The sequence below is a fragment of the Rhizobium bangladeshense genome, from assembly GCF_001662075.1.
GTDB lineage: Bacteria > Pseudomonadota > Alphaproteobacteria > Rhizobiales > Rhizobiaceae > Rhizobium > Rhizobium bangladeshense_B.
The window spans coordinates 33,683-57,631 of record NZ_LYPL01000023.1; the positions used below are offsets into that span (position 1 = coordinate 33,683).

The window sequence follows — 23,949 nt, forward strand, 5'->3', positions numbered from 1 at the left end:
TTGAATACCGCTTCTTGCACTTGCAGATACGCTTCTTATAACAGAAGCAGAGCATGAAGGAGTTGCCGGATGCCGAGCCTGTTCCGTTTTCTGTTCGTCTGCGCGATGCTCGCCGGGACGGTTTACGGAGCGATGTGGGCGCTTGCGACCTTCGTGGAGCCCGAGCCGCGCGACGTGACGATCCGCATTCCGTCCGAACGGGTCAATCCGCCGGCGACGGGCACGATCGACACCACCGGGAAGTGAGCGACATGAGGGATCTCGGCCGCGTCCATGTGGAATCCTTCCTGGAAATGATGAGCGCCGAACGCGGCGCCGCCGCCAACACGCTGCAATCCTATGAGCGCGATCTCGATGACATCAGGTCCTTCCTGAACGGCCGCAGCATCAGGTTGACCGAAGCCGCCTCCGCCGACCTTTCCGCCTATCTCGCCTCGCTCGCCAGCCAGGGTTTCAAGCCCTCCTCGCAGGCGCGCCGGCTTGCGGCCATGCGGCAGTTCTACAAGTTCCTCTACGCTGAAGGCATTCGCACCGACGACCCCACCGGCGTGCTCGACGCGCCGAAGAAAGGGCGGCCACTGCCGAAGACGATGGGGGTCGAGGAGGTCGGCAGGCTGCTATTCCAGGCGCAGACCGAGGCCGACGATCCGGCCCCGGGCCAGTTGCAGCGCCTGCGCATGCTGGCCCTCTTGGAACTGCTTTATGCCACCGGCATGCGCGTCAGCGAGCTCGTCTCGCTTCCCGCCCGCGTCCTCGACCAGGAGGGCCGCTTCCTGATGATCCGCGGCAAGGGCAACAAGGAGCGACTGGTGCCGTTGTCGCAATCGGCGATCAAGGCCCTGAAATCCTACGGGCGGCTGCTGGCGGCCGAAAATGCCGTGGCGAAGGAGCCGCAGGAAAGCCCCTGGCTGTTTCCCGCCGCCTCGAAGGAGGGCTACCTGCCGCGCCAGGTTTTTGCGCGAGACCTGAAAAACCTGGCGATCCGCGCCGGTCTGACGCCGTCGCTGATCTCGCCGCACGTCATGCGCCATGCCTTTGCCAGCCATCTGCTCGCCAACGGCGCCGATCTGCGCGTCGTCCAGGAACTCCTCGGCCATTCGGACATTTCGACCACACAGATCTACACACATGTGCTCGAAGAGAGGCTGCAGCAGCTCGTCCAGACGCATCACCCCCTTGCCAAACAGGCGAAAAAGCACGAATAGGACCGGCGACGAGGGGCGGAGCCAGGAAAACGCCCCGGGCACAAGGAACGGAAACGCACCTCATGCACAATTATCTCGACTTCGAAAAGCCGATCTCCGACCTCGAAGGCAAGATCATCGAGCTGAAGAAGCTCGCAACGGAAGACGAGAGCATCGACACCACCGATGAGATCAGCCGGCTGGAGGTTCGCGTCCGTGAGGCGATCGTCGAAATCTATTCCAAGCTCAACGCCTGGCAGAAGACGCAGGTCGCCCGCCATCCGCAACGCCCGCACTTCGTCGATTACGCCAAGACGCTGTTCCAGGAATTCACGCCGCTGGCCGGCGACCGCAAATTTTCCGAGGATGCCGCGATCCAGGCGGGCCTTGCCCGCTTCCGCGGTCAGCCCGTCGCCGTCATCGGCCAGGAAAAGGGCAACGACACCAAGTCCCGACTGAAACACAATTTCGGCAGCCCCCGCCCGGAAGGCTACCGCAAGGCGATCCGCATCCTTGAAATGGCCGACCGTTTCGGCCTGCCGGTGATTTCGCTGGTGGATACGGCCGGCGCCTATCCCGGCGTCGGCGCCGAAGAGCGCGGCCAGGCCGAGGCGATCGCCCGCTCGACGGAAATGTGCCTCGGCGTCAAGGTCCCCCTCATTTCCGTCGTCATCGGCGAAGGCGGCTCGGGCGGCGCCATCGCGATCGCCACCGGCAACAGGGTCTATATGCTCGAGCATTCGATCTACAGCGTCATCTCGCCGGAGGGCGCCGCTTCCATTCTCTGGCGCGATTCGACCCGCGCCCGGGAAGCGGCGACCAACATGAAGATCACCGCCGAAGACCTGAAGTCGCTTGGCGTCATCGATGGCATCATTTCCGAGCCGCTCGGCGGCGCCCACCGGGATCCTGACAGCGTCATTGCCACAACCGGCGACGTCATCGCCAATGCGCTGGCCGAAATGGCATCCCGCTCCGGCGAACAGTTGCGCAACGAACGGCGCCAGAAATTCCTCAACATGGGCCGGAATCTGTAAGGCCAGTTGCACCTCTTTGCCGATTGAGGCCAAACCTTGGCCACATTGATGTTATCTCTAACATTTGCGCTTGCGGGGGCGTTCCTCACACGTCATAGGCTGGTAAGGATTTGTGAAGTATAAGCCGCTTATGATTCTGCCTCGTGCCAGGACTCCTTAAGCGACCGGGTCGCACTTCTTTATGGGCTAGTTTGAATGCGCATACGTCATTTTGCCTATGTTTCCCTCATGGCGCTGGCTCTTTCCAGCTGCAATGACGCGTTGGAAACCGCGCAGGTCGATCTTTCCAAGGTCAAGAACAAGGTCGAGCAGCCGCTCCCCCCTCATATCCTCACCGCCATGTCCGCCAAGGGCATGGACCGCAATTCGCCGATCATGATCCGCATCTTCAAGGAAGAAGGCGCCATGGAGATCTGGAAGGCGAAGACCGATAACCGTTTCGACAAGATCGCCGACTACAAGATCTGCGCCTGGTCCGGCCGTCTCGGTCCGAAGGTAAAGACCGGCGACCGGCAGGCACCAGAAGGTTTCTACGACCTGACGCGCGCCAACCTGAACCCCAATTCGAAATATTATCTGGCGATCAACACCGGCTTCCCGAACCGCTACGACGCGGCGAACGGCCGCACCGGCTCCGATCTGATGATCCATGGCGCCTGCTCGTCCTCCGGTTGCTATTCGATGACCGACCAGCAGGTGCTGGAGATCTATGCCTTCGCCCGCGACGCCTTCAAGGGCGGCCAGGCGACTGTGCAGCTGCAGGCCTTCCCTTTCCGCATGACGGCGGAAAACATGGTCAAGCATCGCCTCGACAGCAATTACGACTTCTGGAAGATGCTGAAGGTCGGCTACGACAATTTCGAAGTGACGAAGCGCCCGCCCGAGGTGAATGTCTGCGAGAAGAAATATGTCTTCAACCAGCAGGTAACCGATGGCGGCGCCTTCAATGCCGCCGGCAAATGCCCTGCCATGTCGACGCCGCCGGCGCTGACGGCCGCGCTTGCTTCCTATGGCAAGACCTACGATGCCGAATACGCCAAGGCGATGAGCAAATATGACGGCATGGCCTGGTATGACCCGTCCGAAGCCGAGCGCAAGGCGGTGGTCGCCAAGCTGCGCAAAGGCCGCGAGCTGGCCTTCGCCCCGACCGGCACCTCGCTGGAAGCCGGCCGCATGGTCAAGGTCGCCGAGCTCGAAGAGCTGATGGCCAAGCGCACCGCCCAAAGCGTGACCACCCAATCCGCGACAGGCGCCACGCCCGCAACGCCCGCCCAGCCGCAGGCAACGGCGGTCGCCGCAGCAGCCCCTGCCCTCGTGCCGGTGCCGGTGCAGAACCCGCTCGCCTTTACCGCGCCCGAACCGCAGGAAACGGCAGATGCCGCGGCGAAGAAGCCGTTCTGGAAATTCTGGGCGCGGAACTGAACGGCTTGAGCCCCGTTCTATACGATCTCCGTGGCCTGAAATGCCCACTCCCCGTGATCAAGACACGCAAGAAGCTTGCCGCCATGGCAAGCGGTGCACTCATTCGTGTCGATACCACCGATCCGCTTGCCGTGATCGACATGCCGCATTTCTGCAATGAGGAAGGCCACGAGCTGGTCGAGACCGAAAAGACCGAAAACGGCCACCGCTTCCTGATCCGCAAGCGCTAGAATCGTTCCTTCAGTAATCAGAGCAGATGCCGTCCCAAGCGGCAGGATTTAGCAGCCGTCGGCGAAACTCCAGGTTAATTGCCATGTTCTCGCCGCTCGCGCTCGCAACCGCTGCTGCGCCGAAAATTCATCATACAACTACACAGCTTTTGTATGTTGACATTATACTTAGCTGGTTCTAGCCATAATAAGCCGGTCGGAGGAACGGCAAAAATAGAGGAGGCTGACTAATCCACGTCTTCTGTTTCCACGAGAAGAGGTAAGTGCGCCATCAGACCGATGAGCACGCCGAGCCTGTTTGCCACGTGCAGGGATCTTCAGCACAGCCGGGATATGGACTTCTGAGAATAATCGTCATGCAAAACGGGAGGAGAGCATGAAGAACTTTGTCAAATTGGCCGCCGGTCTTATGGTTGCGGCTTCAGTCATGAGCAGCGCCGCCAGCGCGCAAACGGCGCTGAAATCGTCCGATACTCATCCGGACGGCTATCCGACTGTTGAGGGCGTCAAATATTTCGGCGAACTGGTGAAGGAGCGCACGAAGGGCCGCTATTCGGTCGAAGTGTATCATTCCGCCCAACTTGGCGAAGAGAAGGACACGATCGAACAAGTACGCTCCGGCGTGATCGAGCTCAATCGCGTGTCGATGGCACCCTTTAACGGCACGGTGAAGGAATCGATCGTTCCGGCCCTGCCCTACATCTTCCGTTCGGAAGAGCACATGCACAAGGTCATGGACGGCGCGGTCGGCGATCAGATCAAGAAGGCGTTCGAACCGGCCGGCCTCGTGGTGCTCGCCTTCTACGATGCCGGTGCGCGCTCGTTCTACAACAAGACGAAGCCGATCAATTCAGTTGCCGACATGAAAGGCCTGAAGTTCCGCGTCATCCAGTCAGACATCTTCGTCGACATGGTGGCGGCCCTCGGCGCCAACGCGACGCCGATGCCCTATGGTGAAGTCTATTCCGGGATTGAAACCGGAGTCATCGACGGCGCTGAAAACAATTTTCCGAGCTACGACACCGCCAAGCATGCGGAAGTCGCGAAGCACTACTCGCTTGACGAACACACCATCCTGCCAGAGGTGTTCGTGATGAACAAAGCGGCGTTCGACAAGCTGACGCCGGAGGATCAGGAAATCTTCAAGCAGGCAGCCAAGGACAGTGTCGCCAAGCAGCGCGAGCTCTGGGCAGCCAAGGTCGCTGAATCACGTGCCAATGTCGAAAAGCTCGGCGCGCAGATCACCACACCGGACAAGCAGGGCTTCATCGACGCGATGGCCCCGGTTTACGAAAAGCACGTCAAAGACGACGTACTGAAAAAGATGGTCGAGGACGTAAAGGCTGTGCAGTAGCCTTCGCTTGCCCTCCTTCCTGCGGGAGGCGGCGTGAGCCAATCGGGTGGAGGCCTACCTCCACCCCATTTCACCCTTCCGTTCCGCCCCTATCTTGATCGATCCTCTCTGTAAGGAGAGCGTCCGCCCGATTTCGACGAGGCCTGCATGTCGAATAACCTGACACCCGTCACCAACGTCCTGGCGCGCCTAAGCAACGCGGCCTTGTGGCTCGCCGGCGGCGGCCTGATCCTGATGACGGTCTTTGTCGCCTGGCAGGTATTCTGCCGCTACGTATTGAACGACTCGCCGAGTTGGACGGAGCCGGGCTCGGTCATGCTGATGAGCTGGTTCATATTCCTCGGCGCCGCCGTCGGCATCCGAGAGAACAATCACCTTGGATTCGACGTGCTGCTCTACGTGCTGCCGAAATCCGGCAAGCGTGTCCTGCGCATGATCTCGGACGTGGTCATCCTTGCCTTCGGCGCCGGCATGATCTGGTACGGCGGCGCCCTGATCAGCCTAACTTGGAACACGACCCTGCCGTCGCTCGGTATTTCCGGCGCCTTTGACTATCTGCCGCTCGCTGCCGGTGGTGTCCTCGCCGTCGTCTTCTCGCTGGAACGCATTGTGCTGCGCCTTGCCGGCGAACCGATAGACGACGTTCTGGACGAGGTCCTGCCGGCGGAGATTGCCGTCGAGATCGAAAACCTGAACGTCGACCCGAACACGCAAGTGAAAGTATAGCGCGATGGAACTCTGGATTTTGTTCGGTGTTTTCACCGTCTTGATGCTGATCGGCACGCCGATCGCCTTCTGCCTCGGCGTCTCCAGCTTTGCCACGGTGCTCTATATGGGCCTGCCTCCGCTGGTCATCTTTCAGCGGCTGAATTCCGGCATGAGTGTCTTTTCGCTGCTTGCCATCCCTTTCTTCATCTACGCCGGCGACCTGATGGTGCGGGGCGGCATCGCCAGCCGCATCGTCGCCTTCGCCGCCTCGCTGGTTGGCCATGTGCGCGGCGGCCTCGGCCAGGTCAACATCGTCACCGCGACTCTGTTCGGCGGCATCTCAGGTTCGGCAGTCGCAGAGGCTGCAGCCGTCGGCGGGCTGATGATCCCGCAGATGAAACAACGCGGCTATGGTGCCGACTACGCGGTCAACGTCACCTCGATGGCGGCGCTGATCGCGCTGCTCCTGCCGCCGTCCCACAATATGATCATCTATTCGATCTCCGCCGGCGGCAAGATATCGATCGCCGATCTGTTCACCGCCGGCGTCCTGCCTGGCCTGTTGCTCGCAGCCGCGCTCATGGTAACCGCCTACATCGTCGCACGCTCGCGCGGTTATCCGACGGAGCCGTTTCCCGGCTTTGTCATGGTGGCTCACCTGCTCGCCGTCGCGGTGCCTGGGCTTCTGTTGATCGCCATCATCTTCGGCGGGGTGAGGTCCGGCATTTTCACAGCGACGGAAAGCTCCTGCATCGCCGTTCTCTACGCGCTGCTGGTAACCCTCTTCGTCTACCGGCAGATGAGCTGGAAAGACTTCGTCCACGCCACGCAGGGCGCCGTGCGCACCACCGCAATGGTGCTCCTGATCATTGGCACCGCCGCCGCTTTTTCCTGGCTCATGGCCTTCCTCAAGGTGCCCGCCTCGCTGGTTATCTGGATGAAGAGCGTCGCCGACGACCCGCTGACGGTGCTGCTTCTGCTCAACGTGCTGATGCTGGTGCTTGGCACCTTCATGGACATGGGGCCGACCATCATCATCTGCACGCCGATCTTCCTGCCGGTCGCGCAGGCTTACGGTGTCGATCCGGTGCACTTCGGCGTGATCATGATCCTGAATTTCGGCATCGGCCTGAACACGCCTCCCGTCGGAGCCGTGCAATTCGTGGCTTGTGCGGTTGGCAAGATTTCGGTCTGGGAGGCTATGCGCTCGATCTGGCCGTTCTACGGCGCCGGCCTCGTGGTGCTCGGTCTGGTCACCTACATCCCGGCGATTTCGCTGTGGCTGCCGGCTGTGTTCAAATAGGAGGGCCACATGGCGGCCGATACAGCCGTTGAATTAAGGATCGAGCGAAGACCGAAACTCTCCGAGGGCGTGGTTTCGGCGATCCGCGCCCAGGTCTTGTCCGGGGGCTACGCGCCGGGCGAGAAGCTGCCGACGGAATCACGAATGGGCGAGCTTTTCGGCGTCAGCCGGACTGTTGTCCGCGAGGCGATTGCAACCCTTGCAGCCGATGGCCTCGTAGAGGCGCGCCAGGGCGCCGGCGTCTTCGTCAAAAATCACCCAACGATCGCCTTCGGCGCGATCAGCCTCGATGTGGGAAACAAGATTTCCCATGCACTCAACGTCATCGAGGTGCGCATGGGACTGGAGATCGAAAGCGCTGGACTTGCTGCGCTACGGCGCAATGCAGCTCAGGAGGCGCAGATCCAGGAAGCCTTTTTCGAGTTCGACCGGCTGCTCGAGCGCGGCGAAGCGACCGGCAAGAGCGACTTCGCTTTTCACCGAGAAATCGCGGCTGCCACGAACAATTCATATTATGTGGAGGTTCTCGATGCGCTCGGCATGCGGGCGATCCCGTGCGACATCGCCTCGCCCTGGGGCACGGACAGCACGCTGTCGCGTGACTACCAGGAAGGCCTGCAGCGCGAGCATCTGGCAATCCTGAAGGCGATTTCGGCCGGTGACCCGGAGGCCGCCCGCGCTGCCATGCGCGCCCACCTGACCGCCAGCCAGGAGCGCTATCGCACGCTTCTGAGCGGCCAGCAGGCAAGATGGCTTTCAGGCACCCGTAAACGCAAAAGCTGAAGACGATCGCCTGACAACAACATGTTGCGGCGGTTTAGATCCGCATGCCGGGAACGGCCAGCGGATTGTCCGACAGCGCCACACGATCCGGCCTATCGATGCGCGGCTTGCCAAGGAAAGCGTCGAACAGATCCTTGACGAAGGCTTCCGGCAGATCCCGGGTGATCAGCACCATGCGCGTGCGCCGATCATTGGGATCCGGCCAGGCGGCAAGCCGCACCGGCGGATGGAAAATGCTCTGCACACCATGCAGCACCAGCGGCCGCTCCGGCCGGTCGGAGACGGAAACGATCGCCTTCATTCGCAGCAGCTTCTCGCCATGGGCCGAGCGCAGCAGATCGATGAACATGTCGAGCGCCATCGGATCGATCGGCTTCTTCTCGATGATGGAGAAAGAGCGGATCGAGGCATCATGACGGTTGACGTCGTGCGGATCCTGATGAGCCTCACCGCCATCATGATGGTGATGACCATGACCGTGACCGTGATCATGATGGTGATCGTGGTCATGGTTGTGACGCGCCGCGTGTGCATCCTCGTCCTGCAGCCAGCGCCCGACATCGGCGATCTTCGTCGCCGAATCATAGAGGCCGTTGACCAGCACGGCGGCGCTGCCGGCCTCTGCGCTGTCGGCATCCATCACCGCCGCGCGCGGATTGAGCGCCCGCAGTCGCCTTTCCAGCCCGTCCGTTGCCTCGGCCATCGTCTTTTTCGAGACGATCAGCCGGTCGGCGACGGCCGCCTGTTTGCGCGCTTCCTCGTGATTGTCGAGCGTCTGCTGCCCGTTGACCGCATCGACGACGGTCACGACGCCGTCGAGCTCGAAATTCGTGGCAATGACGGGATTGCCCATGATCGCCTGCATGACCGGCGCCGGATCGGCAAGGCCCGTCGTTTCGATGACGACGCGCTTCACCGGCTTGACGCGGCCGGTCTGCACGGCATCCATAAGGTTGGCCAGCGTATCGACAAGCTCGCCGCGCACGGTGCAGCACAGGCAGCCGTCTGACAGCTCGATGATCGAATCGCCGGAGCTTTCGACCAGCAAATGATCGATGCCGACATCGCCGAACTCGTTGATGATGACGGCCGCGTCCTTCATCTCGGGGTCTTTGAGGATGCGGTTGAGCAGCGTCGATTTGCCGGCGCCGAGAAAGCCGGTCAGGATGGTGACCGGAATCCTGTCGTTGAGCGCGCTCATGTCGTTTGACCTTAAATGCTTATCTTAGAAAGACGTCGGGCGCGGCATCGGCACCGGCACATTGGCGATGCCTCCGGCCGTATCGCCAGTCGCAACTTTTTCCGGCTGCTGCGCCGGCTGCGGATCCTGCCCCGGAATGAGGCCGGCGAAGACGAATTGCGGATCGTGGTCCATTTCCAGAATATAGGGCGAGCTTACCTTCATGCGGCCGACCTCGTCGCGCGTTTCGCTGCGTATCTTGGCGCCCTTGGCGCTGCAGATATCGGCGGTAATGTCGGTCACCTGGTCCCGTCCCTGCCCGTAAGGCTTCAGCGAACCGAGCGTGTCATTGCCGGGAAATTGGGTGGTGAAGCCCTTCTGCAAGAGGTTCGCCGTCGCATCGGCGCGCGCCGCCAGGCTGTCGGTGCCGAGCACGACGGAGACGAGGGTGCGGCCGTTGCGGGTCGCCGAACCGATCTGGTTGAAGCCCGAGGCACAGATGAAGCCGGTCTTCATGCCGTCGGCGCCGGCGAAGCGGCCGATCAGCATGTTGAGGCTCGGCACGTTCTGCTGGCCAGTGGTAAAACCTTCCAGCGCGAAATAGCCGGCATACTGCGGAAAGTCGCGGCGCAGCGCTACGGTCAGCACTGCGAGATCGCGCGCCGTTGTATATTGTCCCTTGCCCGGCAGGCCGTTCGGGTTGACGAAATGCGAATCCGTCATGCCGAGCTTCAGCGCCTCGCCGTTCATTCGCGTCACAAAGCCTTCCTGCGTACCGCCGACGGCTTCGGCAACCGCAACCGAGACGTCGTTCGCCGATTTCACCAGCAGGATCTTCAGCGCGCTGTCGAGCGTCAGCTTCTGGCCGGGCTTGAAATACATCTTGGCGGCCGGCTGCGCAGCGGCGCGCTTGCTCATGACAATGGGCGTATCAAGGCTGATCTGGCCGGCGCGGATCGCATCGAACACGGTATAGACCGTCATGAGCTTGGTGAGCGAGGCGGGATACCACTTGCGGAAGGCTTCCTCGTGCTCGAGCACGCGGCCGGTCTGGACGTCGACGAGAATATGCGGATTGGCCTGAGCGAGCGAAATGGAGGCGAGAAAGGCGGCAGTCGCAGCGGCGGTGAAACGCAACGGCCGCATGGCGGCAAACAAACGGAAGTGGCTCGTCGACACGGTTCGTCCTTCAGATGTCCGGAAAATCTCGCAACCTTCCTCTATCTAGCCTATATGGCTATGACATGGCAAAGGTCATTGACGAAGTAATTTCCAAAAGCCTCACACCCTTGTGATGCGATCAAAGATTGTCGGGATTTCATAACAGGAACGCCAACATGCCGATTTTGAACAGAGCCGCCGAATTGCAGGATGAAGTCGCCGAATGGCGCCGCCACATTCATGCCCGCCCCGAGCTCCTCTTCGCGGTGGAAAACACGGCCGCTTTCGTCACCGAAAAGCTGAAGGAATTCGGTGTCGACGAGATCGTCACCGGCATTGGCCGCACCGGGGTCGTCGGGCTGATCAAAGGCAAGGGCGAAAGCCGCCGCACCATCGGCCTGCGCGCTGACATGGACGCCCTGCCGCTGACCGAGATATCGGGCAAGCCCTGGGCCTCGAAGACGCCGGGCAAGATGCATGCATGCGGCCATGACGGCCATACGGCCATGCTGCTCGGCGCTGCGAAATATTTGGCCGAGACCCGCAATTTCAACGGCAATGTCGCCGTCATCTTCCAGCCCGCCGAAGAAGGCGGCGGCGGCGGCAACCTGATGGTCAAGGACGGCATGATGGAGCGCTTCGGGATCGAAGAGGTCTATGGCATGCACAATCTGCCCGGCCTGCCCGTCGGCCAGTTCGCCATCCGCAAAGGCGCGATCATGGCGGCGACCGACGAATTCACCGTCACCATCAAGGGCCGCGGCGGCCACGCCGCCCAACCGCACCGGACAATCGACCCGATCGCCATCGGCGCCCAGATCGTCGCCAACCTGCAGATGATCGCCTCGCGCACCGCCGATCCGATCAGTTCGGTCGTCGTCTCGGTGACCAAGTTCAACGCCGGCTTCGCCCATAACGTCATCCCGAACGATGCGACCTTCGCAGGCACGGTCCGTACGCTTGACGACGAGATGCGCACGCTCGCCGAAACGCGCTTCCGGCAGATCGTCGAGGGCGTGGTTGCTGCCCACGGCGCCGAAGCCGAGATCAGCTTCCACCGCAACTACCCCGTCACCGTCAATCATCCTGATGAGACCGCGCACGCGGTCGCCATCGCCGGCGCCATTGCCGGCGAGGCAAACGTCGATGCCGAAATCGATCCGATGATGGGCGGCGAGGACTTCTCCTACATGCTGAACGCCCGCCCCGGCGCCTTCATCTTCATCGGCAACGGCGACAGCGCCGGCCTGCACAACCCGGCCTACGACTTCAACGACGAAGCCATCGCCCACGGCATCTCCTATTGGGTCCGCCTTGCCGAACAGCGCCTCGGTGTTTGACAAGAATTAAGGCTTGGCTTCGCGCCAAGCCTTTTGTATGCATGGCATGCAAGTGGTCCCGTAGCTCAGCAGGATAGAGCACCAGATTCCTAATCTGGGGGTCGCGCGTTCGAATCGCGCCGGGATCACCAGTCTTAAAGCGATGAGCAGATCGCGTATTCCTTCACACCTTGATCGGAATTCCGGCCTCGATTGCAGCCTCGATGAAAGCCTGTCGCGCCTCCTCCCGGCTTCGCTTTCCGGAGATCACGTCGGCGCATACGGCACAAGCCCGATCCAGGGCGGGGCCCTCGTCTGTCGGCCAGTCTTCAATCAACGCCCATGTCGCAGCCTGCGTGGTCTGTATCACCACCCATTGATCCGGTCCTTCAAGGGCGATCGTCACCGGCTTTTTCCAGATGGTCTGCATTCTCTTTGGCCTTCCTTGCGTGCTGCGCCAGCAATTAGAATGATCGATCGCGCCTTGTAAATCCGGCTCGACCGCATTGGCTCCCATATCGATTCATCGCACCTGGGGAGAGGTTCGCCGGCCGCGCACAACCCGCCGCACGCCAAATCCCAGCAGCGCCGCAATCACCCAAGCGCTGATAAAACCAATCGCAGCCCAGACGAGGCCTGCGAAGCTGAGCGGCACGCCGGGCACGAAATCCCGCAAGGTATTGGCGAAAACGACATCATCCGGTTCCCCGATGAGCACGAACGGCTTGGCGACGGGGGCGGCGGTGCCGAGTTTCAGCTGCTGCGACAGCAGCGTTTCGTAGCGGGCGATCGTGCTTTGCATGGAGGCGCCGCGGTCGCGCAGGAAATCATCGGAAGATTGCGCGTAGGTGTTCAGCGCCTGCTGGCGATCGAGGTCGTGCTCGGCCGCCTGCCTGTTGAAATCCTCGACGATGACGCGCAATTCGTCGATCGCTCCGCCGATTCGCTGGCGATATTGCTGGGCAAATTCCGGCGCCTGCGAAAACACCGTGCCACCGGCAAGCCCGGCGACGATGGCGATGATCCTTGCAATCGGTCCCATGATCGATGCCTCCGGCTGTTCCCTGCGCTAACGATCCGCGGCCGTAAAGGTTTCTGCCTTCGACACAATCGGTAACGCTATGTGATTGAACCGGCGACACTTCCGGCGAGTTGACACCATGACAACCAAGTTGCTTCCCGTGAGCAACTGAGAAAGAGAGGCTCGTCATGAAACAGTTCGTCCTCGCCTGCACGCTCGCCGCTGCGTCCGTTTTGTCAGCCATGCCGTCCCAGGCGGCAAGTGTGACCATCACCACGGATGACGCGCGCCCCTATTACCGTGATTCGGAACGCCCCTATTACCGCCACCACAGTCCCTATTATCGCCACGACATGCGGCGACGCTACGTTTCCCGCGATTGCTTCACCAAGACGGAAAAGATCCGCCGCCACGGCCATACGGTCATCAAGGAAACCCGAATCTGCCGCTAAGGCAAACCCCGGCCGATCCTTTCGGCCGGGGTTTTCATCTGGTATCCTTCGGCAAGGAACTTCGCAAATCCCGCCGCGTTTAGGGCGAAATGGGAGTATTCGCCATGCTTATCAAGATGACTGTTCTGGCAATCGCCTATGTCGCGGTCAGCGCTCTGCTTCTCACCATCGCCTACCAGTTGCAGGGACCGGTGGCCACGGCGAAGACCGATCGGCCGGCCGGCTCGTCTTTTCTGATCGAGCGCTTCGCCGGTTGATCAGCTGAACGCCGGCCCGAGCATGGCCGACCGAGAAGCCCGCGCGGCTCGCCATCGAGCCACGGCAGCATGGCCTATCGATCTGCGCTCCTTCCACTGCGGTGGAGCGCCCCTCACCATCAATGCGTGCCGTCCAGGGAGAACCCGCCAAGGAGGATCCTGTTCTGAACGTTATGCACGCCTTCGACGGCCATGGCGACCGCGGTCGCCCGTTCGATCTCCCCGACTGTGCCGACCGTGCCGCTGAGCACGATCTGGTCTTTTTCCATCGTCACCTCGACATCGGACGCATCGATGCCGCCGGCAATCGCCAGCGCATTGGCGACGGCCGCCTCGACCGACGCACGATTGGCGATTTCCGCTTCCATTTCAGGCTCCAGCCCGTGAAATGTCTGCTCCTTGAAAACCATGACCCGTTCCTCTGTGAAACCTTGAAAGGAAACGCCCGCCGGCTGGTTTTGGTTTCAGCGTGTTACCAGTTGAGGCGATAGCGCAGATTGACGCTGCCGGCCTCGTCCGCCGAAAACGGGTTGTTCATCGACGCATCGAGATTGAGGTTCGGCAGGATCGTCTGGCTGACGGCCACCGAACTGGAGAAGTCGCCGCTGACATTGCCGAGGCCGGCGCTGGCCGAGAGCGAGGTTCCTGTCCACGGATGGATGAGTTTCAGCGCCTGCGACGCCGTGACCGAGGCCTGTCGGGCATCGACCGGGTCGTAACCGACGCTGACGGAACGGCTCGATTGCATGTCGAGCGAGTCCGACAGGATCCAGCTGCGCGAACGGCTGAGCGTCAGCGCGCCGCTGCCGCGCAGCGTATCGACGCTGACCTTCACACCCCGCTGTGATTGGCCGGCCGGTGTGACGTTGGTTCTCACGATCCTGCCCCAGAGCATCGCCTGTTCGGAGTCGGGCAGCGGCGCGCCGCCTTTCGTCGCGGCCAGCGCAAAGTCGGCGCCGGCGCTTGTTTCCCATTCCGCCGGCAGACGAAAACCCATTGTCGCCTTGTAAGACCGGTCCGAAAGCTTGGCGGGCGACCAGATCAGCAGGTCATCTGCCTTTGCCGCCGCGGGGAGCGAAAAAGGCAGCACGGTGAAGAGAATGCGGGCTATCTTGAATATCGTCATGTGACCCGATTGTTTGACTAACTGGCTCGCCGAACGGCGCGACGCCGCAGCAAAAGTGCGCACAGAAAACCCGCAAGGGACCAGCGCGGCCAAGCCGTCCATCCCAATGTCATCCTCGATTTAATGTGTGGCCGAAACGGCCGACGGCAGCCAAGGTGCCTGTTCAATGGACGCCGCGGCGCCCTTGGATACCCATGCGACCACGCGCGGCCGCCTGAGAATCACGATTCCCTCAGGAATGTTGCCAGGATCACATCTCGCCGCTGCTCTGTAAACCCCTCGAGGCCGAAATCTGCTGCACTGCACACTTGCCGCCCCCTCCAAACCCTAGTAGAGCCTGGGCCTACGAGACAAATTTTCGCGAAATTCCACATGACGACCGGCAAAACGGCGCCGCGGCGCCTCAGCATCTTCGGTTCGACCGGCTCGATCGGCCGCAACACGCTCAATGTCGTCGAACACCTGGGCGGACGGGACAATTTCGAAATTTCCGTGCTGACGGGCAACGCTAGTGTCGAATTGCTGGCCCGGCAGGCAAAATCATGGGGCGCGCGACTGGCGGTGACAGCCAGCGACCGGCATTACGAATCGCTGAAGAGCGCGCTTTCGGGCAGCGGCATCGCGGTTGCGTCGGGAAAATCAGGCCTTATGGAAGCCGCCGATCGTGAAGCCGACTGGGTGATGGCAGCAATCGTCGGCACCGCGGGCCTGGCGCCGACGCTGGCGGCCGCACGGCGCGGCGCCGATATCGCCCTTGCCAACAAGGAATGCCTTGTCTCGGCCGGCGATCTGTTCATCGCAGCGATCCGGGCGGGCGGCGGCAAGCTGCTTCCCGTCGACAGTGAGCACAACGCCATCTTCCAGGTGCTGGAGGAAAACCAACGCCATGCCATCGAGCGCGTCGTGTTGACGGCTTCCGGCGGGCCCTTCCGCACCGCCTCGCTGAAGGAGATGGCCGGTGTGACGGCGGAAACCGCGCGCGCCCACCCGAACTGGTCGATGGGATTGAAGATCTCGATCGACAGCGCCTCGATGTTCAACAAGGCGCTGGAGATGATCGAAGCGCGGCATCTTTTCAGCCTGACGCCCGAGCAGATCGAAGTCATCATCCATCCGCAATCGATCATCCATTCGATGGTCGGCTATACTGACGGATCGGTGTTGGCTCAGCTCGGGGCGCCCGATATGCGCACCGCGATCGGTTATGCGCTGTCCTTTCCGCGCCGGCCGAACCTGCCGATCGAACGGCTGGATTTCGCCAAGCTCGCCCGGCTGGATTTCGAGGCGCCGGATGAGCTGCGCTTTCCGGCCTTGCGGCTCGCGCGCCTGGCGATGACGCGCGGCGGCGTTCAGGGCGCGGTGTTGAACGGCGCCAAGGAAGTTGCGCTCGAAGCCTTCATCGAAGGACGGCAGCCGTTCCTCGCCATGGCCGACATCACCGAGAAGGTCATGGACGATCTGGCCCACCTGCCGCCGGCTGCCGCTATGGACGATGTCTTCGCCGCCGATAGGCAGGCCCGGCAGAGGGCTGCAGACCTCATGAAACTGGAGATCGCCGGCTGAAGGTTACCGCAGCCGGTTGCCAGCCTCATCGAACAACCGGCAATCCGACGGTTCGAACAGCAGGTTGACCTCATCGCCGGCCGCGATGCTGACCGGTGAACGATGCTCGACGGTCAGCGATTGGCCGTCGCCGAGCTGACAGTAGAGATATTGGGTTCCCCCGAGATATTCCGAGAAATCGACCTTCGCCACCAGCCTGCCCGACCGATCGGGCGCCACCTTCAGATGCTCCGGTCGCAGACCGAGCGTTACTGGGCCTCCCGCCGGCCGGCCGGTGCGGGGCAAGGAGGTTTCGACGGGGACGCCGGCGACCTCGACCAGGCCTTCCCCCGTAGAGCGGGCATTCAGCAGGTTCATCCTCGGCGAACCGATGAAGCCCGCCACGAAGGTATTGGCGGGATCTTCGTAGATCTGCCGCGGTGTTCCGGCCTGCTCGACCCGACCGTCGCGCAGCACGACGATCTTGTCGGCGAGCGTCATCGCCTCCGTCTGATCGTGAGTGACATAAATCATCGTGTTGCCGAGTTCGCGGTGCAGGCGGGCGATCTCGATGCGCATGGAAACCCGCAGCTCCGCATCGAGATTGGACAGCGGTTCGTCGAACAGGAAGACATCGGGCTTGCGCACGATCGCCCGGCCGATTGCCACACGCTGGCGCTGGCCGCCGGAAAGCTGTCCAGGCCGCCGGTCGAGCAGGTGGTCGATTTTCAGGATCGCCGAGGCGGCCTTGACGCGCGTCTCGATTTCGGCGGCACTCGTGCGCGCCATTTTCAAACCGAAAGCGAGATTGTCCCGCACGCTCATATGCGGGTAGAGCGCGTAGGACTGAAAGACCATCGCAATGCCGCGCTCGGATGGATCGAGATCGGTGACCAGACGTCCCTTGATCTCGATCTCGCCGTCGCTGACGTCCTCGAGGCCGGCGATCATGCGAAGCAGCGTCGATTTTCCGCAGCCGGACGGTCCGACGAAAACGACGAATTCGCCCTCATCGATCGTCAGATCGATCCCGTGGACCACTTGCAGACTGCCATAGCTTTTTCGCACGTCCTGAAGGACGACGCTTTTGTTGCCCATACCGTTCGTCATCCCCAAAACGACCTATTTGCCCGACTGGACCCAGACGAGCATCTCTCCGGGCGCACGATTGTCCCAGAGATGATAGGGCACGAAGCGCGCCGTGACGACCCGCCTTTCGGCCGGCGCCTGGCGGTAGAGCGGTGTGCCCCAGTTCGATGTCTCCTCGCGTTCGACTTTGAGATCAAGGGCAACGGCATCGTTGAGATCCTTCAGCACGACGGTTTCGGCGGCCGGCAGGGCGCGTGGCAGAACGATAGCGTTGAGATCCTCGCCATTATCGGTCGCTTCCACGCAGTAGACGAGCGGGCCGCGCATCAACGCGACGCGGCCGGCATCCTGGCGCACCTTCGGATTGGCATATTGCGGACGAAGCGAAAGCGGCAGGTGAAGGGCGACGCGATCGCCATCGGCCCATTGCCGATCGATCCTGGCATATCCGTCACGGATATGGGCGCTAAGGTCGAGTATCGTTCCATTGACGCTGAGGCTTGCGCCCTCCGCCCAATCGGGAATGCGCAGCGACAGCGCGAATGCCGCCGGCTTCTTCAGTCTGGTGGTAAAGGCCACCGCACCGTCCCACGGATAGTTGGTAGCCTGCTCCAGTTCCACTTCGGCGCCGTTAGCAAGCTTTAGCCGAGCGGTGCTCTCGCCATAGATATGCACGGCGATCTCGTCGTCGGCAACGGCATACATGTAGGAGCCGATCGACGTCACCAGCCGGGCGATGTTGGGCGGGCAGCAGGGGCAATGGTGCCATTTCCACCGGTGGTGCTTGCCCGCACTTTCGAGCGGATTGTCATAGAAGAAGGTCTTGCCGTCGGTCGAAAGCCCCGGCAGCGCGCCGTTGTAGAGCGCCTGTTCCATGATGTCGGCATAGCGGCGGTCCGGACCGCGTCCGAGCATGCGGCTTGCCCAGAACACCAGGCCGACGGAGGCGCAGGTCTCCGCATAAGCCGTGGCATTGGGCAGATCGTAGTAATCGGTAAAGCCTTCATTCGATGCGGCCGGCCCGATGCCGCCGGTGATGTACATCTGCTTGGTCGTCAGGTCGTCCCACAGCGTTTCCAGCGCCGCCGTTAGGCTGTCGTCCCTGTATTCGGTGGCGATGTCGGCCATCCCGGAATAGAGATACATGGCGCGCACGGCGTGGCCGACGACCTTCTTCTGCTCGCGCACCGGCTGGTGCGCCTGCCCATATTCATAGGTTTTCTGATGATAGTCGGACAGGCTGCGACCATCGCGAACGGCCTCCGCCGTGAAGAAATGCGGCTCGGTGCCGCGTTCGTCGATGAAGAATTTCGACAGGTCGAGATATTTCTTCTCGCCGGTGACGCGGGCGAGCTTGACCAGCGCGAGCTCGATCTCCTCGTGGCCGCAATAGCCCGGGATCTGGCCTTCGCCATGGCCGAAAACCGTGATCATGTAATCGGCATAACGGCACATGATGTCGAGCAGCTTGCGTTTGCCGGTCGCCTGATAATAAGCGACCGCCGCCTCCATCAGGTGTCCGGCGCAATAGAGTTCGTGATGATCGCGCAGGTTGGTCCACCGGCGGGATGGTTCGACGCGCTGGAACCAGGCGTTCAGGTAGCCGTCCTTGTCCTGCATCCGCTCATACATGTCGATGATCTCGTCGGCGCGCGCCTCGAGCTTCGGGTTCGGCCGGCGGTAGAGTGAATAGGCGATGGTCTCGATCGACTTGCCGAGGTCGGAATCCCAGAACATCTGCGTCGTCCCGCCCCAGGGTTGAATGGGAATGACGACACCGGGGCTCGGCTGATTGACATCGATCGCCTTGAGCATGCCGGCCTCGACGCAGCGGTCGAGCAGCGTCTCGGCGGTGGAATTGCAGACGGCATCCTGCCATTTGCCCCAGAAACCGCCGAGATCGACATCGGGAACGGCGACGGGACGAAACTGGCGGTCATTGCTTGATTTGGTCATGGGCTCGACTTTCTCTCGTTCATTTCACCGCGCCGGCCATCAGCCCGCGCATGTAGTAGCGTTGCAGGAGCAGGAAGACGATCACGCATGGGATCGTCATGACGATGACGCCGGCCTGGACCGCCCCCCAATTGATGGCGCCGAGGCGGCCGGCGCGGACCGCCGTCATCAGCACCGGCAGGGTGTATTTCTCGTTGCTGGAGAGCAGCACGAGAGCGGCGAGAAACTCGTTCCAAGCATTAAGGAAGGCAAAGATCGCCACCGTCGCGACGCCGGGCAGCACCAGCGGCAGCAGAACACGGGCGAGAAGCCGGAGATCGCGCGCCCCGTCGATGCGGGCGGCCTCCTCGATCTCCTTCGGCACGGCATCGAAGGCGTTGCGCATCATGAAGACGGAGAAGGGCAGCTGCAGCGTCACATAGACGAGCGTGAGACCGATGAGCGAATTGTTGAGACCGAGCTTTGCCAGGATGATGAAGAGCGGCGTCAGGATCGACTGAAACGGGATCATCAGCGTGGCGATGATCAGCACGAAGAGCGCGTTCTTCATCGGGAAGCGGTAACGGGAGAAGCCGTAGCCGGCGAGCAGGCTGACGAGAACAGTCAGCACAACGGTAGCGACCGACACGAACAGCGAATTGATCATGTGCCGCCAGATGCCGGCGCCGAACGTATCAAGCAGCGCATAGGCATCGAAGCTGACGCCCGATGTCGGCCAGGGCGGCAGGGGCGGCAGACTGGCTTCCGTGCCCTGCCGAAAGGAGGCGAGCAGCGTGATCGCGAAGGGCGCCAGAAAGAAGATCGAAATGGCGATGCCGGTGAGATGATAAACGGACTTCACGCGAATCGCCTTGCGCGTCCGGCGTTCCCTTGACGTGGTCATGGGCGTTCCTCCCCGACACGCAGCAGCCAGAGCTGCACGATGCTGATCGCCACCAGGATGGCGAGAAGCACGATCGACAGCGCAGCGCCGTAACCCAGGTTGAACGACACGAAGGACTGATTGAAAATGTAATAGACCACCGAGATCATCTTGTTCTGCGGCCCGCCCGACGTCATGATGTAGAACTGGTCGAAGGCGAGGATCGAGCCGGTGACCGAGACGATTAGCGCCAAGGCGATCGTCTTGCGCATCAGCGGCAGCGTCAGGTGTCGAAAACGCTGCCAGCGGCCGGCGCCGTCGATGCGGGCCGCCTCCGTCAGTTCGGACGGAATGGCCTGCAGCCCGGTCAGAAGAATGATCATCGTGAAGCCGGCGATCTTCCAGACGACCATCACCACAACAGTCAGGAACGCGGTATCGAAGGTCGCAAGCAGATTGGGGCTTTTTTCGACGACACCGAGCGCCTTCAAGGCCGGGCCGATGAAGCCGCTATCGACATTGGCAAGCCAGACCCAGAGCAGCGAGGCCGTCGCCAGGCCGACGACGACGGGCAGGAAGATGATGGTGCGATAGGCGCTGACGAACTGCCGTTCCTTTTCGACGAAGATGGCGAGCGGAAAGGCGACGGCGAAGATCGCGATGGTGACGATGACAGTGTAATAGGCGGTGAAATTCAGCGCCGTCATAAAGCGGGTGTCGTTGACCATGCGGTAATAGTTGTTGAAGCCGATCCAACGCGACGCCCCCATCAGCGGCCAGTTGTGCAGGCTCATCCATCCCGTGAACAGGACCGGCATGATGAAGAAGACGATGACCAGCGCCATGGCAGGCGCGATATAGGCAAGGCCGCGCCAGTTCGATCTGCGCCGTCGCCTGCGCCGAGGCAATAGTATCTCTGAGCCGGAACCGGTCATCGAAACGCTCCGCATCTGTCAGTTGGAATTGGCCGGGAAGCTGCCACCGCTCCCCGGCCGCGGCCACGGGAGAGTCTACTGGCCGCTATCGATGATCGATTGCATTTCCGACTGGGCGCTCGAAAACGCGCCGTCGACGTCGTCGCCGAAGATTGCGGCATTGGTGAAGCTTGCCCATGGGCCGTTGGCGCTGTTGATCAGGTCGTTGAACTGCAGCGTATAGGGCGTCTTGGCAACGCTGATCGCCTTGAGGCCGACCTGCATACGCGGATCGAGACCCTCCAGCACCTTGTCGGCGATATCGCCGCGCGTCGGCAGGCTGCCATATTTCGCCATGATTTTCTGGCCGTCCATCGAATAGATATATTCGAGGAACTCCTTCACCGCGTCGATCTTCTTCGTTCCCTTGGTGATGACGAAGTTGTCGCCGCCGGCAAAGGACGAAGGCTTGCCGTCGACGCCCGGAATGAGGGTCACGCCGAAATTGATCTCGGGATGCTGGGTCACCAAGGTTCCGATGGCAAAGGCGCCGAGGCTTTGCTGACCGATCTTGCCGTTGGTGAAGGTCAGGAAGTTCGTGCCGTTGTCGCTGGCCGCACCCGCCGGCACCAGATCTTTCTTGACCATGTTGCGGTAGATGTCGACAGCCTTGCGCATCTCAGGCGTATCGAGCGTCGCCGTCTTGCTGTCGGCCGACAGGATGTCGGCGCCGGCACCCCAGACGAGCGGCGTGAAGGTGAAGATCATGCAGCCGCCGCAGCCGCCGCCGGAGAAATAGAAGCCGTAGGTGTCGTCACCCAGCGCCCGGATCTTCTCGGCGTTGGCGGTAATTTCCTCCCAGCTCGCCGGCGCTTTCTCCGGATCGAGACCGGCCTTCTTGTAGAGATCCTTGTTCCAGGCAAAGACCGAGGTTTCGACCGAGAGCGGCAGGCCGTAGACCTTGTCCTGATAAGTGCCGAGGCGGACATGCGACGGCGACAGCGAATTGAAATAGGGAAGCGATTTTGCCCAATCCGTCAGGTCTTCCAGCTGGCCGGCCGCGGCGAAGGCGGGGTTGTAGATGAGATCCATCGACAGCGCGTCGGGTGCCTGCCCGCCGGCGATCGCGGTTGCATATTTCTGCACCAGTTCGGAGAACGGCACTTCGGTCATCACGACCTTGTTCTCATGGCTGGAATTATAGGCTTCGACGACCTTCTTGAAAGCGTCGCCGATCCCCGAGCGAACCCACATTTCGACATTTTCCGCAGCCGACGCAGCCGACACCAGGCATAAGGTAGCGATGCCGGTCGCCGCCAGTAGACGCTTGATCATGACATTCCTCCCAATATGGCGCATCTCCTCGCGCCTTCGCTCATTCTCTTGGTCTCATTCCTCGATCTCATTCCCTGGGGCTTTAGCCCCGCATGACTGCCGGACGACGAGCCGGCACGGCAATTTCCTGACACCCGGCTCGACCGGCCGTCCTTCCGCAAGCGCCAGCACCGTCAATCCGGCCTGCCGCCCGAGCTCTTTCAGTTCCATATCCACCGTCGTCAGCGGCGGCCGCGTCTGAGCCGCGACAATCTCCCAATTGTCGAAGCCGATGACCGAAACGTCCTGCGGCACCTTGATGCCGCGCTCGCGCAGCGCATCCACCGCTCCGCGGGCGATCTGGTCGTTGCCGCAGAAGAGCGCGTCCGGTTTTTCGCCCGGCCTCTTCCAAAGCTGCTCCACAGCGTCATGGCCCCAGCTTTCAGACCAGACGCCGTAAAGCACCGGCTCGCGATGGCCCGCCACCTGATGATAGGCGCCGGCACGCTCCCGCACCGAAAAAAACTCCTCCGGTCCGGTGATATGTGCAATCCGCCGCCGCCCGGTCTTGAGCAGCCATTCGACCGCCAGTCTCGCACCCTGTTCATCGTCCGAACGGAAGGTAACGCTGTTCTGCGTCCCCTCGGTGAAGGCGTAGACGACGGGCACATGCAAATTCGACAGATCGACCGGCAGACGCCGGTCCAGCCGCTTGCCCGTCGCAATGATGCCGTCGACCTGCTTGTCCAGCATCGCATCGACATGGGTCTGGGCGAGCGCCGGATCGTCTTCGATGGCGCACAGGAAAACCGAAACCCCATGATCGACGAGAGCATCCGAAATGCCCGCCATCACAGGCAGCGTGAAACGGCCATAAGTGTCATTCGTCAGCAGTCCGATGGTAAAGCTGCGCTTGCTGAGCAGACCTCTGGCCAGCGCATTCGGCCGATAGCCGATTTCGCCGGCGATCCGCTTCACCCGCTCGCGTGTTTCCGCCCCCATCCGGCCGGTATCGTTGAGCGCCTTCGACGCCGTCGAAATACTCACCCCGGCCGCCGACGCCACCTCATGGATGGTGATCCTGCCTCTTTTTCCTCCCGTCAGGTTCAGAGCGTCCTCCTTCTGAAGTGGCTTGAGAAAAGCTTTTACCAATGCTTGTGTCAAGTGAGAAAAGGTTTTCTCATTCAATTCGAAAGGCCGTCGAAGATGCTGCTGCACGGTGAAAAGCAAGCGCACGGAAGCTTATCGGTCCTCGAGACCAATAGACACGTCTCACTCGCCAGCGCCGGGGTGGGACTGTTCAGGGCAAAAAGAGGTTTAGGGGCGAAGGCTCACGGCCGCAAAACCAATCGCGGCCAGACCTCGGATGGAGATTCTGGCCGCGATTCGAACAGGGCAATATTAGAGAATCAGGCGACGTGCCTTGCCAGCGCGCAGCGCGACCAGAGCGAATGCAGCGCCTCGACGAGATGGGCGATATCGGCGTCGGAATGCAGCGGTGTCGGGGTGATGCGCAGCCGCTCGGTCTTCTTCGGCACGGTCGGATAGTTGATCGGCTGGACGTAGACGCCGCAATTGTCGAGCAGCAGGTCGGAGATCCATTTGCATTTGGCGGCATCGCCGACCATGACAGGCACGATATGGCTGGGATTGTGCATATGCGGAATGCCGCGCTGGTCGAGCATCGCCCTGAGCTTGCGCACCCGGTCCTGATGGCGGGCGCGCTCGAACTGGC

The 23,949-nt window shown here is 61.6% G+C and carries 26 protein-coding genes and 1 tRNA gene; 14 read left to right on the forward strand and 13 right to left on the reverse strand.

From position 1 onward, the window contains the following. Positions 1-69 precede the first annotated feature (69 nt). From A7X77_RS33610 to A7X77_RS29440, 9 genes are all read left to right on the forward strand, one after another. Entirely contained in the window at positions 70-246 is a 177-nt protein-coding gene (locus tag A7X77_RS33610; protein WP_197486911.1) for a hypothetical protein, read from the forward strand. A gap of 5 nt (positions 247-251) precedes the next feature. Then, entirely contained in the window at positions 252-1,205 is a 954-nt protein-coding gene (gene xerD / locus A7X77_RS29405; protein WP_064686348.1) for a site-specific tyrosine recombinase XerD, read from the forward strand. Positions 1,206-1,267: 62 nt separating this feature from the next. Further along, on the forward strand, positions 1,268-2,221 hold the full coding sequence (locus A7X77_RS29410; protein WP_064686349.1) for an acetyl-CoA carboxylase carboxyltransferase subunit alpha: 954 nt from the start codon (positions 1,268-1,270) through the stop codon (positions 2,219-2,221). A gap of 195 nt (positions 2,222-2,416) precedes the next feature. Further along, positions 2,417-3,643: a L,D-transpeptidase family protein gene (locus A7X77_RS29415; RefSeq protein ID WP_064686350.1), complete on the forward strand. Its 1,227-nt coding sequence runs from the start codon at positions 2,417-2,419 to the stop codon at positions 3,641-3,643. A 5-nt stretch (positions 3,644-3,648) separates the two neighbouring features. After that, positions 3,649-3,873 carry a sulfurtransferase TusA family protein gene (locus tag A7X77_RS29420; RefSeq protein WP_064686351.1) on the forward strand — a complete coding sequence of 75 codons (225 nt, stop codon included), beginning with the start codon at positions 3,649-3,651 and terminating at the stop codon, positions 3,871-3,873. A 376-nt stretch (positions 3,874-4,249) separates the two neighbouring features. After that, the gene (locus tag A7X77_RS29425) at positions 4,250-5,227 is read left to right on the forward strand and encodes a TRAP transporter substrate-binding protein (RefSeq protein WP_064686352.1); all 978 of its coding nucleotides are present in this window, start codon (positions 4,250-4,252) and stop codon (positions 5,225-5,227) included. A 147-nt stretch (positions 5,228-5,374) separates the two neighbouring features. Further along, positions 5,375-5,953: a TRAP transporter small permease gene (locus A7X77_RS29430; protein WP_064686353.1), complete on the forward strand. Its 579-nt coding sequence runs from the start codon at positions 5,375-5,377 to the stop codon at positions 5,951-5,953. A gap of 4 nt (positions 5,954-5,957) precedes the next feature. After that, positions 5,958-7,238 carry a TRAP transporter large permease gene (locus tag A7X77_RS29435; RefSeq protein ID WP_064686354.1) on the forward strand — a complete coding sequence of 427 codons (1,281 nt, stop codon included), beginning with the start codon at positions 5,958-5,960 and terminating at the stop codon, positions 7,236-7,238. Positions 7,239-7,247: 9 nt separating this feature from the next. Further along, complete coding sequence (locus A7X77_RS29440; protein WP_064686355.1) at positions 7,248-8,021, forward strand: FadR/GntR family transcriptional regulator; 774 nt, start codon at positions 7,248-7,250, stop codon at positions 8,019-8,021. Positions 8,022-8,055: 34 nt separating this feature from the next. Here the strand turns inward: A7X77_RS29440 and A7X77_RS29445 are convergent, their stop codons facing one another. Beyond that, positions 8,056-9,222 carry a CobW family GTP-binding protein gene (locus A7X77_RS29445; RefSeq protein ID WP_064686356.1) on the reverse strand — a complete coding sequence of 389 codons (1,167 nt, stop codon included), beginning with the start codon at positions 9,220-9,222 and terminating at the stop codon, positions 8,056-8,058. 24 nt (positions 9,223-9,246) lie between these two features. Continuing rightward, entirely contained in the window at positions 9,247-10,380 is a 1,134-nt protein-coding gene (locus A7X77_RS29450; RefSeq protein ID WP_064686357.1) for a D-alanyl-D-alanine carboxypeptidase family protein, read from the reverse strand. Positions 10,381-10,538: 158 nt separating this feature from the next. Between A7X77_RS29450 and A7X77_RS29455 the strand changes: the two genes are divergently transcribed. Continuing rightward, positions 10,539-11,702 carry a M20 aminoacylase family protein gene (locus A7X77_RS29455; protein ID WP_064686358.1) on the forward strand — a complete coding sequence of 388 codons (1,164 nt, stop codon included), beginning with the start codon at positions 10,539-10,541 and terminating at the stop codon, positions 11,700-11,702. A gap of 54 nt (positions 11,703-11,756) precedes the next feature. Then, positions 11,757-11,833, forward strand: a tRNA-Arg gene (locus A7X77_RS29460). Between the two features lie 32 nt (positions 11,834-11,865). On the opposite strand, the gene A7X77_RS29465 is transcribed toward A7X77_RS29460, so the two are convergent. Next, positions 11,866-12,111 (reverse strand): DUF982 domain-containing protein, encoded by a 246-nt coding sequence (locus A7X77_RS29465; protein ID WP_004679623.1) that lies wholly within the window; start codon positions 12,109-12,111, stop codon positions 11,866-11,868. Between the two features lie 93 nt (positions 12,112-12,204). After that, positions 12,205-12,723: a DUF2937 family protein gene (locus tag A7X77_RS29470; RefSeq protein WP_064686359.1), complete on the reverse strand. Its 519-nt coding sequence runs from the start codon at positions 12,721-12,723 to the stop codon at positions 12,205-12,207. 167 nt (positions 12,724-12,890) lie between these two features. On the opposite strand from A7X77_RS29470, the gene A7X77_RS29475 reads away from it, so the two are divergent. Beyond that, positions 12,891-13,154, forward strand: a complete 264-nt coding sequence (locus tag A7X77_RS29475; RefSeq protein ID WP_064686360.1) for a hypothetical protein — start codon at positions 12,891-12,893, stop codon at positions 13,152-13,154. Positions 13,155-13,258: 104 nt separating this feature from the next. After that, entirely contained in the window at positions 13,259-13,411 is a 153-nt protein-coding gene (locus A7X77_RS33615; protein WP_170964787.1) for a hypothetical protein, read from the forward strand. Between the two features lie 119 nt (positions 13,412-13,530). On the opposite strand, the gene A7X77_RS29480 is transcribed toward A7X77_RS33615, so the two are convergent. Beyond that, positions 13,531-13,821, reverse strand: coding sequence for a BON domain-containing protein (locus A7X77_RS29480; protein WP_010034950.1), 291 nt, complete (start codon positions 13,819-13,821; stop codon positions 13,531-13,533). A 62-nt stretch (positions 13,822-13,883) separates the two neighbouring features. Further along, entirely contained in the window at positions 13,884-14,537 is a 654-nt protein-coding gene (locus A7X77_RS29485; protein ID WP_064686361.1) for a hypothetical protein, read from the reverse strand. 372 nt (positions 14,538-14,909) lie between these two features. Here A7X77_RS29485 and dxr point away from each other — a divergent pair, with 372 nt between their 5' ends. Next, positions 14,910-16,100 carry a 1-deoxy-D-xylulose-5-phosphate reductoisomerase gene (gene dxr, locus A7X77_RS29490; protein WP_064686362.1) on the forward strand — a complete coding sequence of 397 codons (1,191 nt, stop codon included), beginning with the start codon at positions 14,910-14,912 and terminating at the stop codon, positions 16,098-16,100. 3 nt (positions 16,101-16,103) lie between these two features. On the opposite strand, the gene A7X77_RS29495 is transcribed toward dxr, so the two are convergent. The 7 genes from A7X77_RS29495 to A7X77_RS29525 all read right to left on the reverse strand — a co-directional run. Next, positions 16,104-17,189 carry an ABC transporter ATP-binding protein gene (locus A7X77_RS29495; RefSeq protein ID WP_064686363.1) on the reverse strand — a complete coding sequence of 362 codons (1,086 nt, stop codon included), beginning with the start codon at positions 17,187-17,189 and terminating at the stop codon, positions 16,104-16,106. A 12-nt stretch (positions 17,190-17,201) separates the two neighbouring features. Further along, positions 17,202-19,124: a glycoside hydrolase family 127 protein gene (locus A7X77_RS29500; protein ID WP_064686364.1), complete on the reverse strand. Its 1,923-nt coding sequence runs from the start codon at positions 19,122-19,124 to the stop codon at positions 17,202-17,204. 19 nt (positions 19,125-19,143) lie between these two features. After that, positions 19,144-20,007 (reverse strand): carbohydrate ABC transporter permease, encoded by an 864-nt coding sequence (locus A7X77_RS29505; protein ID WP_064686365.1) that lies wholly within the window; start codon positions 20,005-20,007, stop codon positions 19,144-19,146. Then, positions 20,004-20,921, reverse strand: a complete 918-nt coding sequence (locus tag A7X77_RS29510) for a carbohydrate ABC transporter permease (protein ID WP_064686366.1) — start codon at positions 20,919-20,921, stop codon at positions 20,004-20,006. The genes A7X77_RS29505 and A7X77_RS29510 overlap by 4 nt, the downstream gene beginning before the upstream one ends. Positions 20,922-20,996: 75 nt before the next feature. After that, positions 20,997-22,235 (reverse strand): ABC transporter substrate-binding protein, encoded by a 1,239-nt coding sequence (locus A7X77_RS29515; protein WP_064686367.1) that lies wholly within the window; start codon positions 22,233-22,235, stop codon positions 20,997-20,999. Positions 22,236-22,289: 54 nt separating this feature from the next. Then, positions 22,290-23,378 carry a LacI family DNA-binding transcriptional regulator gene (locus tag A7X77_RS29520; protein ID WP_082928882.1) on the reverse strand — a complete coding sequence of 363 codons (1,089 nt, stop codon included), beginning with the start codon at positions 23,376-23,378 and terminating at the stop codon, positions 22,290-22,292. Between the two features lie 245 nt (positions 23,379-23,623). Then, a partial coding sequence (locus A7X77_RS29525) for an aminotransferase class I/II-fold pyridoxal phosphate-dependent enzyme (protein WP_156668170.1) occupies positions 23,624-23,949 on the reverse strand: 326 nt, incomplete at its 5' end.

Coding starts and splice junctions, on each gene's coding strand:
- A7X77_RS29510 (WP_064686366.1), bottom strand. CDS start 20,921: ATGACCGGTTCCGGCTCAGAGATACTATTGCCTCGGCGCAGGCGACGG.
- dxr (WP_064686362.1), top strand. CDS start 14,910: ATGACGACCGGCAAAACGGCGCCGCGGCGCCTCAGCATCTTCGGTTCG.
- A7X77_RS29430 (WP_064686353.1), top strand. CDS start 5,375: ATGTCGAATAACCTGACACCCGTCACCAACGTCCTGGCGCGCCTAAGC.
- A7X77_RS33615 (WP_170964787.1), top strand. CDS start 13,259: ATGCTTATCAAGATGACTGTTCTGGCAATCGCCTATGTCGCGGTCAGC.
- A7X77_RS29415 (WP_064686350.1), top strand. CDS start 2,417: ATGCGCATACGTCATTTTGCCTATGTTTCCCTCATGGCGCTGGCTCTT.
- A7X77_RS29445 (WP_064686356.1), bottom strand. CDS start 9,222: ATGAGCGCGCTCAACGACAGGATTCCGGTCACCATCCTGACCGGCTTT.
- A7X77_RS29410 (WP_064686349.1), top strand. CDS start 1,268: ATGCACAATTATCTCGACTTCGAAAAGCCGATCTCCGACCTCGAAGGC.
- A7X77_RS29440 (WP_064686355.1), top strand. CDS start 7,248: ATGGCGGCCGATACAGCCGTTGAATTAAGGATCGAGCGAAGACCGAAA.
- A7X77_RS29500 (WP_064686364.1), bottom strand. CDS start 19,124: ATGACCAAATCAAGCAATGACCGCCAGTTTCGTCCCGTCGCCGTTCCC.
- A7X77_RS29465 (WP_004679623.1), bottom strand. CDS start 12,111: ATGCAGACCATCTGGAAAAAGCCGGTGACGATCGCCCTTGAAGGACCG.
- A7X77_RS29475 (WP_064686360.1), top strand. CDS start 12,891: ATGAAACAGTTCGTCCTCGCCTGCACGCTCGCCGCTGCGTCCGTTTTG.
- A7X77_RS29435 (WP_064686354.1), top strand. CDS start 5,958: ATGGAACTCTGGATTTTGTTCGGTGTTTTCACCGTCTTGATGCTGATC.
- A7X77_RS29480 (WP_010034950.1), bottom strand. CDS start 13,821: ATGGTTTTCAAGGAGCAGACATTTCACGGGCTGGAGCCTGAAATGGAA.
- xerD (WP_064686348.1), top strand. CDS start 252: ATGAGGGATCTCGGCCGCGTCCATGTGGAATCCTTCCTGGAAATGATG.
- A7X77_RS33610 (WP_197486911.1), top strand. CDS start 70: ATGCCGAGCCTGTTCCGTTTTCTGTTCGTCTGCGCGATGCTCGCCGGG.
- A7X77_RS29485 (WP_064686361.1), bottom strand. CDS start 14,537: ATGACGATATTCAAGATAGCCCGCATTCTCTTCACCGTGCTGCCTTTT.
- A7X77_RS29470 (WP_064686359.1), bottom strand. CDS start 12,723: ATGGGACCGATTGCAAGGATCATCGCCATCGTCGCCGGGCTTGCCGGT.
- A7X77_RS29515 (WP_064686367.1), bottom strand. CDS start 22,235: ATGATCAAGCGTCTACTGGCGGCGACCGGCATCGCTACCTTATGCCTG.
- A7X77_RS29455 (WP_064686358.1), top strand. CDS start 10,539: ATGCCGATTTTGAACAGAGCCGCCGAATTGCAGGATGAAGTCGCCGAA.
- A7X77_RS29425 (WP_064686352.1), top strand. CDS start 4,250: ATGAAGAACTTTGTCAAATTGGCCGCCGGTCTTATGGTTGCGGCTTCA.
- A7X77_RS29505 (WP_064686365.1), bottom strand. CDS start 20,007: ATGACCACGTCAAGGGAACGCCGGACGCGCAAGGCGATTCGCGTGAAG.
- A7X77_RS29495 (WP_064686363.1), bottom strand. CDS start 17,189: ATGACGAACGGTATGGGCAACAAAAGCGTCGTCCTTCAGGACGTGCGA.